The 13,687-nt window shown below is 70.0% G+C and carries 12 protein-coding genes; all 12 read right to left on the bottom strand.

Going from position 1 to position 13,687, the window contains the following annotated elements:
- Positions 1 to 60: 60 nt before the first annotated feature.
- Positions 61 to 3,309, bottom strand: a complete 3,249-nt coding sequence (locus tag OED01_RS08005; protein WP_264157832.1) for a DEAD/DEAH box helicase — start codon at positions 3,307 to 3,309, stop codon at positions 61 to 63.
- Positions 3,310 to 3,368: 59 nt separating this feature from the next.
- Positions 3,369 to 3,779, bottom strand: a complete 411-nt coding sequence (nusB, locus tag OED01_RS08000) for a transcription antitermination factor NusB (protein ID WP_264157831.1) — start codon at positions 3,777 to 3,779, stop codon at positions 3,369 to 3,371.
- 3 nt (positions 3,780 to 3,782) lie between these two features.
- Positions 3,783 to 4,343 carry an elongation factor P gene (gene efp / locus OED01_RS07995; protein WP_264157830.1) on the bottom strand — a complete coding sequence of 187 codons (561 nt, stop codon included), beginning with the start codon at positions 4,341 to 4,343 and terminating at the stop codon, positions 3,783 to 3,785.
- A gap of 64 nt (positions 4,344 to 4,407) precedes the next feature.
- Positions 4,408 to 4,851 (bottom strand): type II 3-dehydroquinate dehydratase, encoded by a 444-nt coding sequence (locus OED01_RS07990; RefSeq protein ID WP_264157936.1) that lies wholly within the window; start codon positions 4,849 to 4,851, stop codon positions 4,408 to 4,410.
- Positions 4,845 to 5,396 (bottom strand): GNAT family N-acetyltransferase, encoded by a 552-nt coding sequence (locus tag OED01_RS07985; protein WP_264157829.1) that lies wholly within the window; start codon positions 5,394 to 5,396, stop codon positions 4,845 to 4,847. The genes OED01_RS07990 and OED01_RS07985 overlap by 7 nt, the downstream gene beginning before the upstream one ends.
- Entirely contained in the window at positions 5,393 to 6,481 is a 1,089-nt protein-coding gene (gene aroB / locus OED01_RS07980) for a 3-dehydroquinate synthase (protein ID WP_264157828.1), read from the bottom strand. Before aroB ends, OED01_RS07985 begins: the two co-directional genes overlap by 4 nt.
- The gene (locus tag OED01_RS07975) at positions 6,478 to 6,999 is read right to left on the bottom strand and encodes a shikimate kinase (protein ID WP_264157827.1); all 522 of its coding nucleotides are present in this window, start codon (positions 6,997 to 6,999) and stop codon (positions 6,478 to 6,480) included. The genes aroB and OED01_RS07975 overlap by 4 nt, the downstream gene beginning before the upstream one ends.
- On the bottom strand, positions 6,992 to 8,215 hold the full coding sequence (aroC, locus tag OED01_RS07970; RefSeq protein ID WP_264157826.1) for a chorismate synthase: 1,224 nt from the start codon (positions 8,213 to 8,215) through the stop codon (positions 6,992 to 6,994). Before aroC ends, OED01_RS07975 begins: the two co-directional genes overlap by 8 nt.
- Before the next feature lie 35 nt (positions 8,216 to 8,250).
- The gene (locus OED01_RS07965; RefSeq protein ID WP_264157825.1) at positions 8,251 to 9,084 is read right to left on the bottom strand and encodes a shikimate dehydrogenase; all 834 of its coding nucleotides are present in this window, start codon (positions 9,082 to 9,084) and stop codon (positions 8,251 to 8,253) included.
- Positions 9,072 to 10,499, bottom strand: a complete 1,428-nt coding sequence (gene mltG, locus OED01_RS07960) for an endolytic transglycosylase MltG (protein ID WP_264157824.1) — start codon at positions 10,497 to 10,499, stop codon at positions 9,072 to 9,074. Before mltG ends, OED01_RS07965 begins: the two co-directional genes overlap by 13 nt.
- Before the next feature lies 1 nt (position 10,500).
- Positions 10,501 to 10,974 (bottom strand): Holliday junction resolvase RuvX, encoded by a 474-nt coding sequence (gene ruvX, locus OED01_RS07955; RefSeq protein WP_264157823.1) that lies wholly within the window; start codon positions 10,972 to 10,974, stop codon positions 10,501 to 10,503.
- Positions 10,971 to 13,631: an alanine--tRNA ligase gene (alaS, locus tag OED01_RS07950; protein ID WP_264157822.1), complete on the bottom strand. Its 2,661-nt coding sequence runs from the start codon at positions 13,629 to 13,631 to the stop codon at positions 10,971 to 10,973. Before alaS ends, ruvX begins: the two co-directional genes overlap by 4 nt.
- Between the last annotated feature and the right edge of the window lie 56 nt (positions 13,632 to 13,687).

Here is a 13,687-nt window from a genome sequence, read left to right as displayed (position 1 = left end):
GCTCCGGCACGGGAACGGTGAGGACGACGTCACACGCCGGAAACATGCACGGCCGGCGCGTCAGCCCTCGAACAGGCCGCGGATGTCGTCGGCGGTGAGCGTCTGGGCGAAGAGCTGCTCGTCGTCCATCACCGCCGTGAACAGTCGCGCCTTGCGCTGCTGCAGCGCGAGGACCTTCTCCTCGATCGTCCCGGTCGCGATCATCCGGTACACGAACACCTGCTCGGTCTGGCCGATCCGATGCGTCCGATCGACGGCCTGCGCTTCGGCCGCCGGGTTCCACCACGGGTCCAGCAGGAACACGTAGTCGGCCTCGGTCAGGGTCAGTCCGAAGCCACCGGCCTTCAGGCTGATCAGGAACACGGGCTGCTCGCCGCTGCGGAACCCGTCGATCACGCCGCGACGGTTGCGGGTCGCCCCGTCCAGATACGCGTACGGCACGCCCGCCTCGTCGAGGCGCTCAGCGGCGAGGGACAGGAATGACGTGAACTGGCTGAAGACCAGGGCACGGTGCCCCTCGGCCTGCAGCTCCTGCACGCGCTCCAGCAGCACCTCGAGCTTGGCGGACCCGATCCGCGCGTCCTCGCCGTCGATGAGCGCCGGTGCCAGGCTCAGCATCCGCAGCATCGTGAGCGAGCGGAACACGATGAAGCGGTTCCGGTCGAGGTCCTGGAGCAGCCCGAGAACCTTCTGCCGCTCGCGCTGGAGGACCGTGTCGTACAGCGTGCGATGTGCAGGCGTCAGCTCCACGTGCAGCAGCTGCTCCTGCTTCGGGGGCAGATCGGCCGCGACCAGATCCTTGGTCCGGCGGAGCATGAGCGGCCGGATGCGGCGGCGCAGGCGCTCGAGCCGCCGTTGGCGATACGGCGCCCCCTCCTCGTTCTCGGGGACCTTGCCCTGCTCGATGGGCTGGATGTACTCCTGACGGAACTTCCGCGCCGAGGGGAACAGCCCAGGTGCCGCCAGGCGCAGCAGGGCCCACAGCTCCCGGAGGCTGTTCTCCATCGGCGTTCCGGTCACGACGAACGTGACATCCGCGCGCAGGGAGGCGATCGCCCGGTGCTGGAGGGTCGCCGGGTTCTTCACGAACTGCGCCTCGTCGAGGATCAGCATCGCCCACTCGACAGCGCTGAACGCGCCTTCGTCGAGGCGGGCGACCGTGTACGACGTCACGATCAGGTCGGCGTCCGCCGCGGCATCCGCGACCGACTCGCCGCGCTTGGCGCTCGTGCCGTCGATGATGCGCACGTCCAGGTCGGGGGCGAAGTGCGCCGCCTCGTCCTGCCATGTGCCGAGCACCGAGGTCGGGGCGACGACCAGGATCGGTCGGTGCTCCCCCGCCTCGCGCACGTGCAGGATGAGGGTGAGCAGCTGCAGCGTCTTTCCCAGCCCCATGTCATCGGCGAGGATGCCGCCGAGCCGGTGCCGCCACAGGAAAGCGAGCCAGTCGAAGCCGGTCTTCTGATACGGCCGCAGCTGTGCGGACAGGCCATCGGGGACGTCGGTGGGAGGCACGCTCTCCGCATCGCGCAGCCCCTCGACGGTCGCCCGCCAGCTCACCGCCGGCTGCGCCTCGTCCGCGAGGTCCTCGAACTCCTCCCAGAGCGCGACCTGGTGGCGGCTGATCTTCGGCCCCGCCTCCCACTCGGCGAGCTCGGCCGCCTCGTCCAGCAGATCGCGCAGCCGTTGCAGCGCCGGATGCGCGAGCGAGAAGTAGCTGCCGTCGACCAGCAGCAGCTTGTTGCGCCGCATGGCCAGAGCGGTGAACAGCGGCTCGAACGGGATCGTCCGTCCGTCGATCGTGACGAGGATGCCCAGGTCGAACCAGTCGGTCGACGTGGTCTCGACCGTCGACACCGTGATGAGCGGGTCGCCGGTGAGTTCGCGGTAGGCCTGCGGAGTTCCCCGGTTGTCGACGACGACTCCGATGGTCTCCCAGCGGCCGAGGATCGTCGACACGAACTCCGCGGCATCCGTGTCCCGCAACGTGCCCTGCGGTGCGAAGGCGACCGGGAGGACCGCTTCCCAGGTGTCCCGGATCGCACTCAGGATCTCCGCCTCGCGTGCCGGATCCCGCACGGCGGCGCCGCCGGGTTCGATCTCGTACCGGCCGAACCCGGGGTAGTCCCAGCGCAGCGTGTACTCGACGACATGACCGCTGCGGTGGACCACGGTGACGTGCGCCTGCGGCTCGGACGGCTCAGGCAGATCGACGCCGGGGGCGGCGCGGGCACCGGCTTGACGCACGAGCTGGGGGTAGGCCTCGGACAGGAAGGCGTCGCGCTCGGCCGCGGGAATCGCGATCTCGGCGGGCCCCGACAGCAGAGCGTGCGCGATCGGCGTGAGATCCACGGGAGCGAGGGTGACCTGGATGCGGGCACCGTGCACGTCCCAGGCGTACACGCCGGATCGACCGAGTGGGCGGACCCTGTCCGCCGGGTACGGGACGGCATCGATTTCGACGCTCGGTGCGAGCAGCAGCCCGTCCTCGGCCGCGCCGATCGTCGCACTGACCTCGGCGCGTTCCGCGAACCGGATGTCGGTGTGCTTCTGCATCGGCACGATCGCGATCCCGTTGGCCCTGGCGTCGCTCAGGTGATCCCAGAGCAGGCGCGAGACGACGAGGTCGAGGAGGATCCATTCCCCCGCCGTGCCGGAGAGCAGGGATTCACGCGCGATGCTCAGCAGATCTCCGAACCACCTCACCTGCTCGGGCGCGAATCGACCGGACGATCGCCGGATCGCGTCCCAGCCGGCGTCGCCCTGGATCCAGTTGCCGGTGGATTCGCTGCGCATGAGCGGCCGCACCGCGAGCAGCACCTCATCGCCCCTGTTCTGGGCGAGCTCGCGCGGATGCGCCGTCATCACGGGCCGTGGTGCCCACTGGTGCGCGCCCTGGGCCGCTCGGCGGCGCACTTCCAGGCCGAGGGCGAGCGGGATCGCCTCCGTCTGCGTCGCCGGCAGCAGCGACCGCCACGCGGGAGTCCGGGAGCGCGACGCCGACGGCGACGGCATCCGGGGGCCGAGTTTGGCGTTGCTCGCGAGCAGCACCGCGACGACATGCTTGCACTTCGATCGCACAGGACACGCGCAACGGCTGGTCATGATCGAATCGTCGTCGGCGAACTCGATCGCACAGCTGTACGGCCGCCCGCCCGCCCCTGAGACCTGGCCGTTGATGCGCCGACGGTCGGTGTTCCAGATCGCGTACAGCACCTTGCCGTCGCGGGCGTAGCCGAAACCGCGTTCGAAGCTGCCTGGGTCGGTGTGCGCGAGGATGTCCTGCTCGGGGACGAACGGCGCGGTCATGCTCGTCATCCTCTCCCCGGCGTCGGACACCGGCGGGGTCTGTGCGGATCCCGAGGGCGTCAGCTGGCGCGCGCGACCCTGGCGAGGACGCCGTGCACGAATGCGCCGGAGTCGTCGGTCGAGAACTCCTTGGCCAGTTCCACGGCCTCGTCGATCGCGACGGCCGTCGGCACCTGGTCGTTGTACAGGATCTCCCACACCGCAATCCGCAGCAGGGCCCGGTCGACCGCCGGCATGCGCTCGATCTTCCAATCCCGGCTGTGCGTCGTGATCTGCTCGTCGATCTCGTCCTGGTGATCGATGATGCCGTCGGCGATCTCGCGCGCGTACAGCCAGCTGGCTTCACGGGCCGGTTCGCTGGCCGCGCGCTTGGCCTCGGCCGCGAGCGTCACACCGATCGCGTCACCGCGGACGTCGGAGGAGAACAGGATGTCGAGAGCGCGCTTGCGCGCCTTCGTACGTGCGCCCACGCCTTACTTCTCGCGGCCCAGGTATTCACCCGTACGGGTGTCCACCTTGATCTTGGTGCCGGTCTCGACGAACAGCGGGACCTGCATCTCGTAGCCGGTCTCGACGGTGGCCGGCTTCGTGCCGGCGGACGAGCGGTCGCCCTGCAGGCCCGGCTCGGTGTAGGTCACCTCGAGGGTGACGGACGCCGGCAGGTCGATGTACAGGGGGTTGCCGTTGTTCGTGGCGATCGTGACCTGCTGGTTCTCCAGCAGGAAGTTCTTCGCGTCGCCGACGGTCGCGGCGCCGACGGTGATCTGGTCGTAATCGGCGACGTCCATGAACACGAAGCCGTCGCCGTCGGTGTACAGGTACGTGAAGTCGCGGCGATCGACGTTCTCGAGCTCGATCTTGGTGCCGGCGTTGTAGGTCTTGTCGACGACCTTGCCGGTCATGACGTTCTTCAGCTTCGTGCGCACGAACGCGCCGCCCTTGCCCGGCTTGACGTGCTGGAACTCGACCACGCTCCAGAGCTGGCCATCGATGTTGATGACGACGCCGTTCTTGATGTCTGCGGTGGATGCCATGAGGAGCGGGTTCCGTTTCGTGTCGAGGTGTGCGGGGCCGCGCGGACGCGGCCGACAGTCGATTCTACGGGATCAGGGCCGTCAGCCGCCGCACGGCGGTCGCATAGCCGTCGACGCCCTCTCCGATGACCCGCACGGCGGCCACGTCCTCGAGGTACGAGAAGTGCCGGAACCGCTCGCGGGCGTGCACATCCGAGACGTGCACCTCGGCGAACGGCAGGGCCACGCCGGTCAGCGCATCGCGCAGGGAGACAGAGGTGTGGGTCAGCCCGCCGGGGTTGATGACGATGCCGGCGCAGTCCTCGCGTGCCGCGTGGATCGCGTCGATGAGCACGCCCTCGTGGTTGCTCTGGATCGCCCGCACGTCGAAGCCGGCGGTTGCCGCGGCCTCCGCCGCGATGCGCTCGGCGTCCGCGAGCGTGGCGGTCCCGTACACCTCCGGCTCACGCGTGCCGAGGAGGTTCAGGTTCGGGCCGTTGACGAGGAGGAGGCGGCGGGACGTCACGATCGCACCTTACCGGCGTCGTCCAGCGATCGCGCCATCTCGATCTCCGGTCCGATCGGTCCGCTGAACCGGAACCCCGTCGGCGCGAAGCCGGCACGACGGTAGGCGCTCTGGGCGCGGTCATTGTCGGCGTGCACGTCGAGCGTCAGAACGGGGTCTCCGAGCGTCCTCGCCCAGTCGGATGCCGCGGCGAGCAGACTGTCGATGATGCCCTGTCCGCGGTGGGACGGCCGCACGTAGACCCCGACGACGTCGCTGCGCCGCTGCTCGAGCGCACGTCCGTGATGATCGGTGTCGCCGACCGCGCGGCGCAGCACGGAGACCGAACCGACCCACTCGCCGCCGTCGATCGCGACGAACTGCGCGCTCTGATCCGTTCCGGCGGCGCGCGCGGTGCGCTCCTGCCAGAAATCGTCCGGCCGGACAGTGGCGTTCGCGAGCGTGTCCAGGAACGCGATCGGGGCCGCGGCATCCGCCAGGGCGTGCAGGCGCAGCTGCCGCACCTCGCGCCACTCGTCCGCGCGCACGCGGCGGACGGACGTCGTCACTCGCCGACCTCCTGGTACGCGGCGAACAGCAGCGACTCGTCCGGAGCCTGCAGCACGGTCGGCTTCGCGATGTCGTCCAGCACGATGAAGCGCAGCATGCCGCCGCGCGACTTCTTGTCGCGCTGCATCGTGGCCAGCAGCTGCGGCCACGCGCCGGAACGATAGCTCGTCGGCAGCCCGAGGGACTCGAGGATGCTGCGGTGACGCTCCACCGCGGCATCCGGCAGGCGTCCGGCCAGACGCGAGAGCTCGGCCGCGAAGAGCATGCCCACGGAGATCGCCGCCCCGTGGCGCCAGCGGTACCGCTCGGCGTGCTCGATCGCGTGACCGAGGGTGTGACCGTAGTTGAGGATCTCCCGCTGGCCCGCCTCCCGGAAGTCCTCCGACACGACCCGCGCCTTCATGTCGATCGCGAGCTCGACCGTGCGTCGGAACTCGTCGGTCGATGTGTCGACGGCCCGGCCCGGATCGGCTTCGACGATGTCGAGGATCTCCGGGGCCCAGATGAACCCGGCCTTCACGACCTCGGCGTAGCCGGCGGTCGCCTCATGCGCACTGAGACTGCTCAGCTCGTCGAGGTCGCCGATCACGGCGCGCGGCGCCCAGAACGCACCGACGAGGTTCTTTCCCTCGGCGGTGTTGACGCCGGTCTTCCCGCCGACCGAGGCGTCGACGAGCCCGAGCACGGTGGTCGGCACCTGGACGACCTGGATGCCGCGCAACCAGGTCGCGGCGACGAACCCGGCGACATCGGTGACCGCTCCCCCGCCGTAGCCGACGACGGCATCGGTCCGCGTGAAATCGGCCTGTCCCATGATCTGCCAGCAGAAGGCGGCGACCTCGATCCGCTTGCCCTGCTCGGCATCCGGGATCTCCGCCAGGAGCACTTCCCGCGGTCCGTCCGACGTGCCGGCGAGCAGACGCTCGCGGAGTTCGGCGGCGCGGGCGCCGAGCGTAGGCGGGTGCACGATCAGGATCTTGCGCACCGCGGGATCCAGGGCTTCGGAGACCCTGTCGAGGATGCCGCGCCCCACGGTGATGTCGTAGGTGCTCTGCCCCGTGACGCTGATGGTCGTGATGCTCATGACAGTCCTCTCCGCCAGTCGGCGATCTCCCGCGCGATGCGCGTCATCGGTCGGCGCGACGTGTCGAACACGATCGTCGCCACCTGTTCGTACAGCGCCCGCCGCTGCTCCAGAATGCGCTCCCACCGGTCCAGTGGATCCTCGTCACCGGTCACCAGCAGCGGTCGGGACGTTCCCTGGATGCGCTCGGCGACGGCCTCGCGGTTCACGGTCAGGAACACCACGGGGTCGTCGGCGAGGAGCTCCCTGGTCTCGGCATCCGTCACCGCGCCGCCGCCGAGCGAGATGACGCCGCCGTCGAGGAGCGCCTCGGCGACCGCGGCCCGTTCCAGCTCACGAAAGTGCGCCTCGCCGTGCTCGGCGAAGATGTCGGTGATCGGGCCGTGGGCCGCCACGACACGCTTGTCGGTGTCGACGAACGGCACACCGAGGTGCTTGGCCACGCGCCGACCGACGCTCGTCTTCCCCGCGCCCATCGGGCCGACGAGGACGAGCGTCAGGGGTCGATCCTCAGACATCGCCGACGGCGAGGCCCGTCTCCGAGGAGGCCGCGGTGCGCAGGTCGGCCGGGATCGCATCCAGGTAACCCTGCAGGTTCCGCCGCGTCTCGCCGACGCTGTCCCCGCCGAACTTCTCCAGGACGGCACCCGCCAGCTCGATCGCGACCATGGCCTCGGCCACGACGCCGGCGGCCGGCACGGCGCACACGTCGGAGCGCTGGTGGTGGGCGGTCGCGGTCTCGCCGGTCGCGACGTCGATCGTGCGCAGCGCGCGCGGGACGGTGGCGATCGGCTTCATGCCGGCGCGGACGCGGAGCACCGTTCCCGTCGACATGCCGCCCTCGGTGCCGCCGGCCTTGTCCGACGCACGAGTGATCCCGGCCTCGGCGGCGAACAGCTCGTCGTGCGCGGCCGATCCGCGACGACGCGTCGTCTCGAAGCCGTCGCCGACCTCGACGCCCTTGATCGCCTGGATACTCATCAGCGCCTGCGCGAGCCGTGCGTCCAGACGGCGGTCCCACTGCACGTGCGAGCCGAGCCCGGGGGGCAGACCGTAGGCGAGCACCTCGACGATGCCGCCGAGGGTGTCGCCGTCCTTCTTGGCATCGTCGACCTCGTCGACCATCCGTGCGGAGGTCTCGGGGTGGAAGCAGCGCAGCGGATCGGCATCCAGGGCGTCCACGTCGTCCGGGGCGGGCAGCGCGGCGTCGGCCGGCACCTGCACGGGTCCGATCGACAGCGTGTGGCTGACGAGGCGGATGCCGAGCTCGCCGAGGAATGCGCGCGCGACCGCGCCGAGGGCGACGCGCGCGGCGGTCTCACGGGCGCTCGCGCGCTCGAGGATCGGGCGCGCCTCGTCGAAGTCGTACTTCTGCATGCCGACGAGATCGGCATGGCCGGGGCGGGGCCGCGTGAGCGGTGCGCCGCGTCCGCGCGACTTGTCGGTGAGTTCGACGGGCTCCGGGCTCATCACCTCGGTCCACTTCGGCCACTCGGTGTTGCCGATGCGCAGCGCGATCGGGCTGCCGAGCGTCTTGCCGTGGCGGATGCCGGAGGACAGCGTCAGCTCGTCCTGCTCGAACTTCATCCGCGAACCGCGGCCGTAGCCGAGCTTGCGCCGAGCGAGATCCGCCTGGATCTGGTCGGGCGAGATGGGAACACCGGAGGGCAGGCCCTCCATGACGGCGATGAGTTCGGGACCGTGCGATTCGCCGGCCGTGAGCACGCGGAGCATTGCTCCAGTCTCCCACGACCGCGGACCGTGTGACGTCAGGCGTCGAGCGCGGCTCGCATGGCGGCGACGACGGCATCCTCGTCGTCGAGCGGCTGCGCAGGGTCGCTGTCGCGGAAGATGCGGATCTGGCGGACGGCCTGGTGCAGGAGCATCCCGAGGCCGGAGATGATCGGCGCGTCGGACCAGTCCCCCGCCAGCGCCGACGGCCACGGGGCGTACGCGGCGTCGAAGAGCGCTCCGCCGTGTTCGGCGAGCGGCGCGGTGATCTCGCGGTCGAGTGCCGTGCCGCTGGGCAGCGTGGCGACGGTGAGGTCGACGTCCTCCGCCGTCTCCGCGAACGGGCGGACTTCGACGTCGATGCCCAGCTCGGCGCCGAGCTCGACCAGCGATCGTGCCCGCTCCGGCCGACGCGCTCGGACGTCCGCTCGACGCGCGCCGAGATCGCCGGCTGCCACGAGAGCCGATGCCGCGGTCGCACCGCCGCCGAGAAGACGGATCGAACGCACCTCGCGCACGCCGTTCTCGCCGAGAGCGTCGACGATGCCGCCGACGTCGGTGTTGAAGCCGCGCGGGGCGTCGCCGACCAGTAGCGTGTTGACGGCGCCGGTCATCTCGGCGTGCCGATCGCGCACCGCCGCCGCCCGGAACGCGACCTCCTTGAGCGGCATCGTGAGTGAGAGGCCTCGCCAGGTGTCGTCCAGCGACGCCAGCGCGTCGGAGAACCCGTCCGTGTCGACCTGACGCCTGCTGTACTCCCAGTCGAGTCCGAGCACCCGATACGCCGCGGCGTGCAGCGCCGGCGACTTCGAATGCGAGATCGGATCGCCCCAGACGGCGAGGTGCACGGCGTCCCCGGTCAGCCGCTGCATCCGCTCTCCGGGTTGCCGTTCTCCTTGCACCACTGCGCCCAGAGCTTGATGGCCTCCTGGTGCTGCGCGTAGGTCTCCGTGAAGACGGTCTCACCGGTGGACGGGTTGACCGTGACGAAGTACAGCCACGGCCCGTCCGCGGGCGTCATCGCCGCTCGGATCGCGGCATCGCTGGAGGTGGCGATCGGACCGATCGGCAGCCCCTTGTGGACATACGTGTTCCACGGGTTGTCGTCGCGCTGCGCCTCTTCGCTCGTCGAGACGGAGCCGGCGTGCAGTTCGCCGTACCCGTACTGCGCGGTCGAGTCCATCTGCAGGAAGCCGCGCGTCTCCGGGTTGGACTCGTCCAGGCGGTTCTGGATCACGCGCGAGACCTTGTCGAAGTCCGCCACACGCCCTTCGCGCTGGATGATCGACGCGATCGTCAGGATGCGCTGCGCGTCCGCCTCGGGCACTCCGGCTGCGGTGAGGGATTCCCTGGTGCGATCCACCATCGTCTGGATGACGTCCGTCGCCGTCGCACCGGGATCGAACGTGTACACGGCGGGGAAGAGCCAGCCCTCGAGGCTGTCTGCCGGGACACCGTACGCCGCCGGATCGGCCGCTGCGGCTTCGAGGTCCGCCAGCGGCATCTCGAGCGTCTCGGCGATCGTCGGAAGGATCGCCGCCAGCGTGGATCCCTCCGAGACGCCGACGGAGTTCTCCATGCGGTTCTCGGGGTTCTCGATCGCTTCGAGCGCGGCGGCCGCCGTCATCCGCTCCTGCAGCCGGTAGACGCCGGGCATGAAGTTGGGGTTGAGGCCCTCCTCGATGAGCATGTCGTAGAAGACGTCCTCGGTCTTGGTGACGCCGCCCTCGTACAGCGCCTGGGAGATGGGCTGACCCGTGAAGCCCTCCTCGATCGTGATGAGGACCTCACCGGTTGCTTCGCCAGGGGCGTAGTCCTTCGGCTCGCCCCAGCCCATCGCGTCGCTGATCCGGTCCCCGTAGGTGTTCCACGCCCACACGCCGCCGGCGGCGATGCCGCCGAGGAGGACGAGGATGATGATCAGTGCGACCAAGCATCCGCGTCGCCTGCGGCGAGGAGGAGCGTGCTGATCGTCGGCGCTCGGTGCGAACAGGTCCTCGAGACTTCCGCCGGTCGCAGGCGCGTGGGCCAGAGGACTCGGCTCCGCGGGCGTCGGTGCGGCCGGACTCTGTGCCGGTGCCGGGACGGATGCCGCGGCCGGGGTGCCGTCGACGCCGACCGGGTCGGACGCTGCCGAGGGCTCGACATCGATCGCACCGGTCCCCCCGGTGCGCTGCGCCGCTTCTCTGGCGGCGCGGCGGGATCCGGGCGGCGGGGGCGCCTGGTCGACCGTCGGGTGCTCGGTCGCCGGGTCCGGGAGGTTGTCGAACAGATCTCCCTGGGGCATGTCAGTGGGTCTCCTCATCGAGATCGACGGAGGTTCCGGCGGGGGTTCCGGAGCTCTTCTCCATGTCGATCGCCTGCTGCAGCAGGACCACTGCCGCAACCTGATCGACAATGCTACGAGAGTTCTTCTGAGATCTCCCCGAAGCGCGCAGGGCCTGATGCGCCGACACGGTGCTCAGCCGCTCGTCGATCAGCCGCACGGGGAGGCCGGTCCGCCGCGCGAGCGCGGTCGCGAACTCACGCGCATCGGTCGTGGACGCGGTGTCTCCGCCGCGCATGTTGACCGGGAGCCCGACGACGAACTCCAGCGGCTCGTACTCCCCCGCGAGCTCCGCGAGGCGCTCGACCGACGCATCGTCGCGCTTCACGGTCTCGACGGGAACGGCGAGCAGGCCGTCGGGGTCGCAGCGAGCGACCCCGACTCTGGCCTTTCCCACATCGATGCCCAGCCGGATGCCGCGGCGGAAAGCGCTCACGCGCCGCGCAGCTCCGTGACGATGCCGTCGAGAGCGGCGGGAAGCGCGGAGGCATCGGCGCCGCCGCCCTGTGCGACGTCGTCGCGCCCTCCTCCACCGCCGCCGAGCGCGGCCGCGGCGATCTTCGCGAGCGCGCCCGCCTTGGCACCGGCCGAACGGGCCGCGTCGTTCGTGGCCACGACGACCATCGGGCGTCCGGAAACGACGCCGCCGAGAGCGACGACGGCGGCGTCCGCGCCGAGACGGTCGCGCACGCTGAGGGCGACACCGCGGATGTCATCGGCCGAGCCGACCTCGCCCAGCGACTGCGCCGCGACGCGGTAGGCGCCGACGCGCTCGGCCGCTTCGGCGATCGCGGGGACGCGTCCCTCGCGCTCCTTGGCCTCGAACTGCGCGATGCGCTTCTCCGCGGCCTTGAGGTTCGCGGCGATCTCCGCGATGCGCTCGGCGAGCTGATCGCGCGGGGTCTTCAGGGTCGACGTCAGCTGCGAGACCAGCGTGCGCTCGGCGGCGAGTTCGCGGAACGCGTCCTGGCCGACGAGTGCTTCGATACGACGGTTGGATGCGCCGACGGACGACTCGGCCGTGATGCTGACCAGGCCGATCTCGGCGCTCGTGGAGACGTGCGTTCCGGCGCAGAGCTCACGCGACCATGGTCCGCCGATGTCGACCATCCGCACGACATCGCCGTACTTCTCGCCGAACAGCGCCATGGCGCCGGCCTCCTTGGCCTCGTCGAGGGTCAGAACGCGGGTGGTGACCTCGAGCGCGTCCTGGACGGCCCGGTTCGTGATCTCCTCGATCTCGGTGCGGGTGTCCGCGGACAGGGCCTGGCTCCAGGAGAAGTCGAAGCGCAGGTACCCGGCGCGGTTGAGCGAACCGGCCTGAGTCGCATCCCGGCCGAGGGTGTCCCGGAGGGCGGCGTGCACGAGGTGCGTCGCGGAGTGCGCCTGGCGGGCGGCACGGCGGTTGGCCGCGTCGACGACCGTCGTCGCGCGGTCGTCGACAGCGACCGACCCGGTGGTGACGGAGACGGTGTGACTGATCAGTCCGGCGACCGGCTTCTGCACGTCGAGCACCTCGAGCGAGAATCCGGCTCCCGTGATGGTGCCCTTGTCGGCGACCTGGCCACCCGACTCGGCGTACAGCGTCGTCTCGGCGAGCACGATCTCGGCGATCTGGCCCTCGGACGCGCTGGCGACCGGCGCGCCGTCGACGAGGATGCCGAGGACGGTCGACTCGGTCTCGAGTTCGGAGTACCCGTCGAACCCGGTCTCGCCGAGTCCGCGCAGTTCGCGGTAGACGGACACATCCGCGAGCTGGCGCTTGCGGCTCTTCGCGTCCGCCTTGGCCCGCGTGCGCTGCTCGCGCATGAGTTCGTCGAATGCGGCGCGGTCGACGTTCAGACCCGCCTCTTCCGCGACCTCGAGGGTGAGATCGATCGGGAACCCGTACGTGTCGTGCAGCAGGAACGCCTCGGAACCGGCGAGCGTCTTGCCGCCCGTCTTCTTGGTCTCGCCGAGCGCGAGGTCGAGGATCGTCGAGCCCTGTGCGAGCGTACGCAGGAACGTCTCCTCCTCCGCGATCGCCGTGGCGGAGAGCCGATCCCAGTCGGCCTCGAGAACCGGGTAAGCCGTCTTCATGGCGTCGCGCGACGCCGTGAAGAGCTCGGGGAACGTGGGCGCATCGACGCCGAGCAGGCGCATGGCGCGGACCGTGCGGCGCATCAGACGGCGCAGGATGTATCCGCGTCCCTCGTTGGAGGGCTTGACGCCGTCGGAGAGCAGCATGAGCGAGGAGCGCACGTGGTCGGCGATCACGCGGAAGCGCACGTCGTCCTCGTGGACCTTGCCGTAGGTGCGACCCGAGATCGCCTCGGCCCTGTCGAGGACGGGACGGACCTGGTCGGTCTCGTACATGTTCTCGACGCCCTGCTTGAACATGGCGACGCGCTCGAGGCCCATGCCGGTGTCGATATTGCGCTTCGGCAGGGCTCCTGCGATGTCGAAGTCGACCTTCGTGCGCACGTCGCTGAGGAGGTCCTGCATGAAGACGAGGTTCCAGATCTCGGTGAACCTGTTGTCGTCGACGATCGGGCCGCCCTCGCGACCGTACGCCGGACCGCGGTCGATGTAGATCTCCGAGCACGGACCGCCCGGCCCCGGCTGACCGGTGTGCCAGTAGTTGTCCTCCTTGCCCATCCGTTGGATGCGCTCGGCGGGGAGCCCTGCGATCTTCTGCCAGAGCGCTGCGGCCTCGTCATCGGTCTCGAAGACGGTGACCCAGATGTCCTTCTCCGCGAAGCCGAGGCCGCCGTCGGCCTCGGACGTCGTCAGCAGCTCCCAGGCGTAGCTGATCGCACCCTCTTTGAAGTAGTCGCCGAAGGACCAGTTGCCCAGCATCTGGAAGAACGTGCCGTGCCTGGCGGTCTTGCCGACCTCTTCGATGTCGTTCGTACGGATGCACTTCTGCAGGTCGGCGGCGCGCGCGTATGGCGCCGGGACGACTCCTGTCAGGTACGGCACGAACGGGACCATGCCGGCGATCGTGAACATCACGGTCGGATCGTCGGAGACCAGCGAGGCCGACGGGACGATGGTGTGGTCGTTCTTCTCGAAGAAGGAGAGATAGCGCTGCGCGATGTCCGCAGTGTTCATAGGGGTACGGCTGTCCTCGTGTGGGATGGAGACGACACCGCAGACGCGGTGCCGAT

The sequence above is a fragment of the Microbacterium sp. M28 genome (assembly GCF_025836995.1).
In the GTDB taxonomy this organism is placed as follows: domain Bacteria; phylum Actinomycetota; class Actinomycetes; order Actinomycetales; family Microbacteriaceae; genus Microbacterium.
This window is presented reverse-complemented; position numbering and strand designations above follow the sequence as displayed.

Coding starts and splice junctions, on each gene's coding strand:
- OED01_RS08005 (WP_264157832.1), bottom strand. CDS start 3,309: ATGACCGCGCCGTTCGTCCCCGAGCAGGACATCCTCGCGCACACCGAC.
- efp (WP_264157830.1), bottom strand. CDS start 4,343: ATGGCATCCACCGCAGACATCAAGAACGGCGTCGTCATCAACATCGAT.
- aroB (WP_264157828.1), bottom strand. CDS start 6,481: ATGAGCATCACGACCATCAGCGTCACGGGGCAGAGCACCTACGACATC.
- OED01_RS07975 (WP_264157827.1), bottom strand. CDS start 6,999: ATGTCTGAGGATCGACCCCTGACGCTCGTCCTCGTCGGCCCGATGGGC.
- aroC (WP_264157826.1), bottom strand. CDS start 8,215: ATGCTCCGCGTGCTCACGGCCGGCGAATCGCACGGTCCCGAACTCATC.
- OED01_RS07965 (WP_264157825.1), bottom strand. CDS start 9,084: ATGCAGCGGCTGACCGGGGACGCCGTGCACCTCGCCGTCTGGGGCGAT.
- mltG (WP_264157824.1), bottom strand. CDS start 10,499: ATGCCCCAGGGAGATCTGTTCGACAACCTCCCGGACCCGGCGACCGAG.
- alaS (WP_264157822.1), bottom strand. CDS start 13,631: ATGAACACTGCGGACATCGCGCAGCGCTATCTCTCCTTCTTCGAGAAG.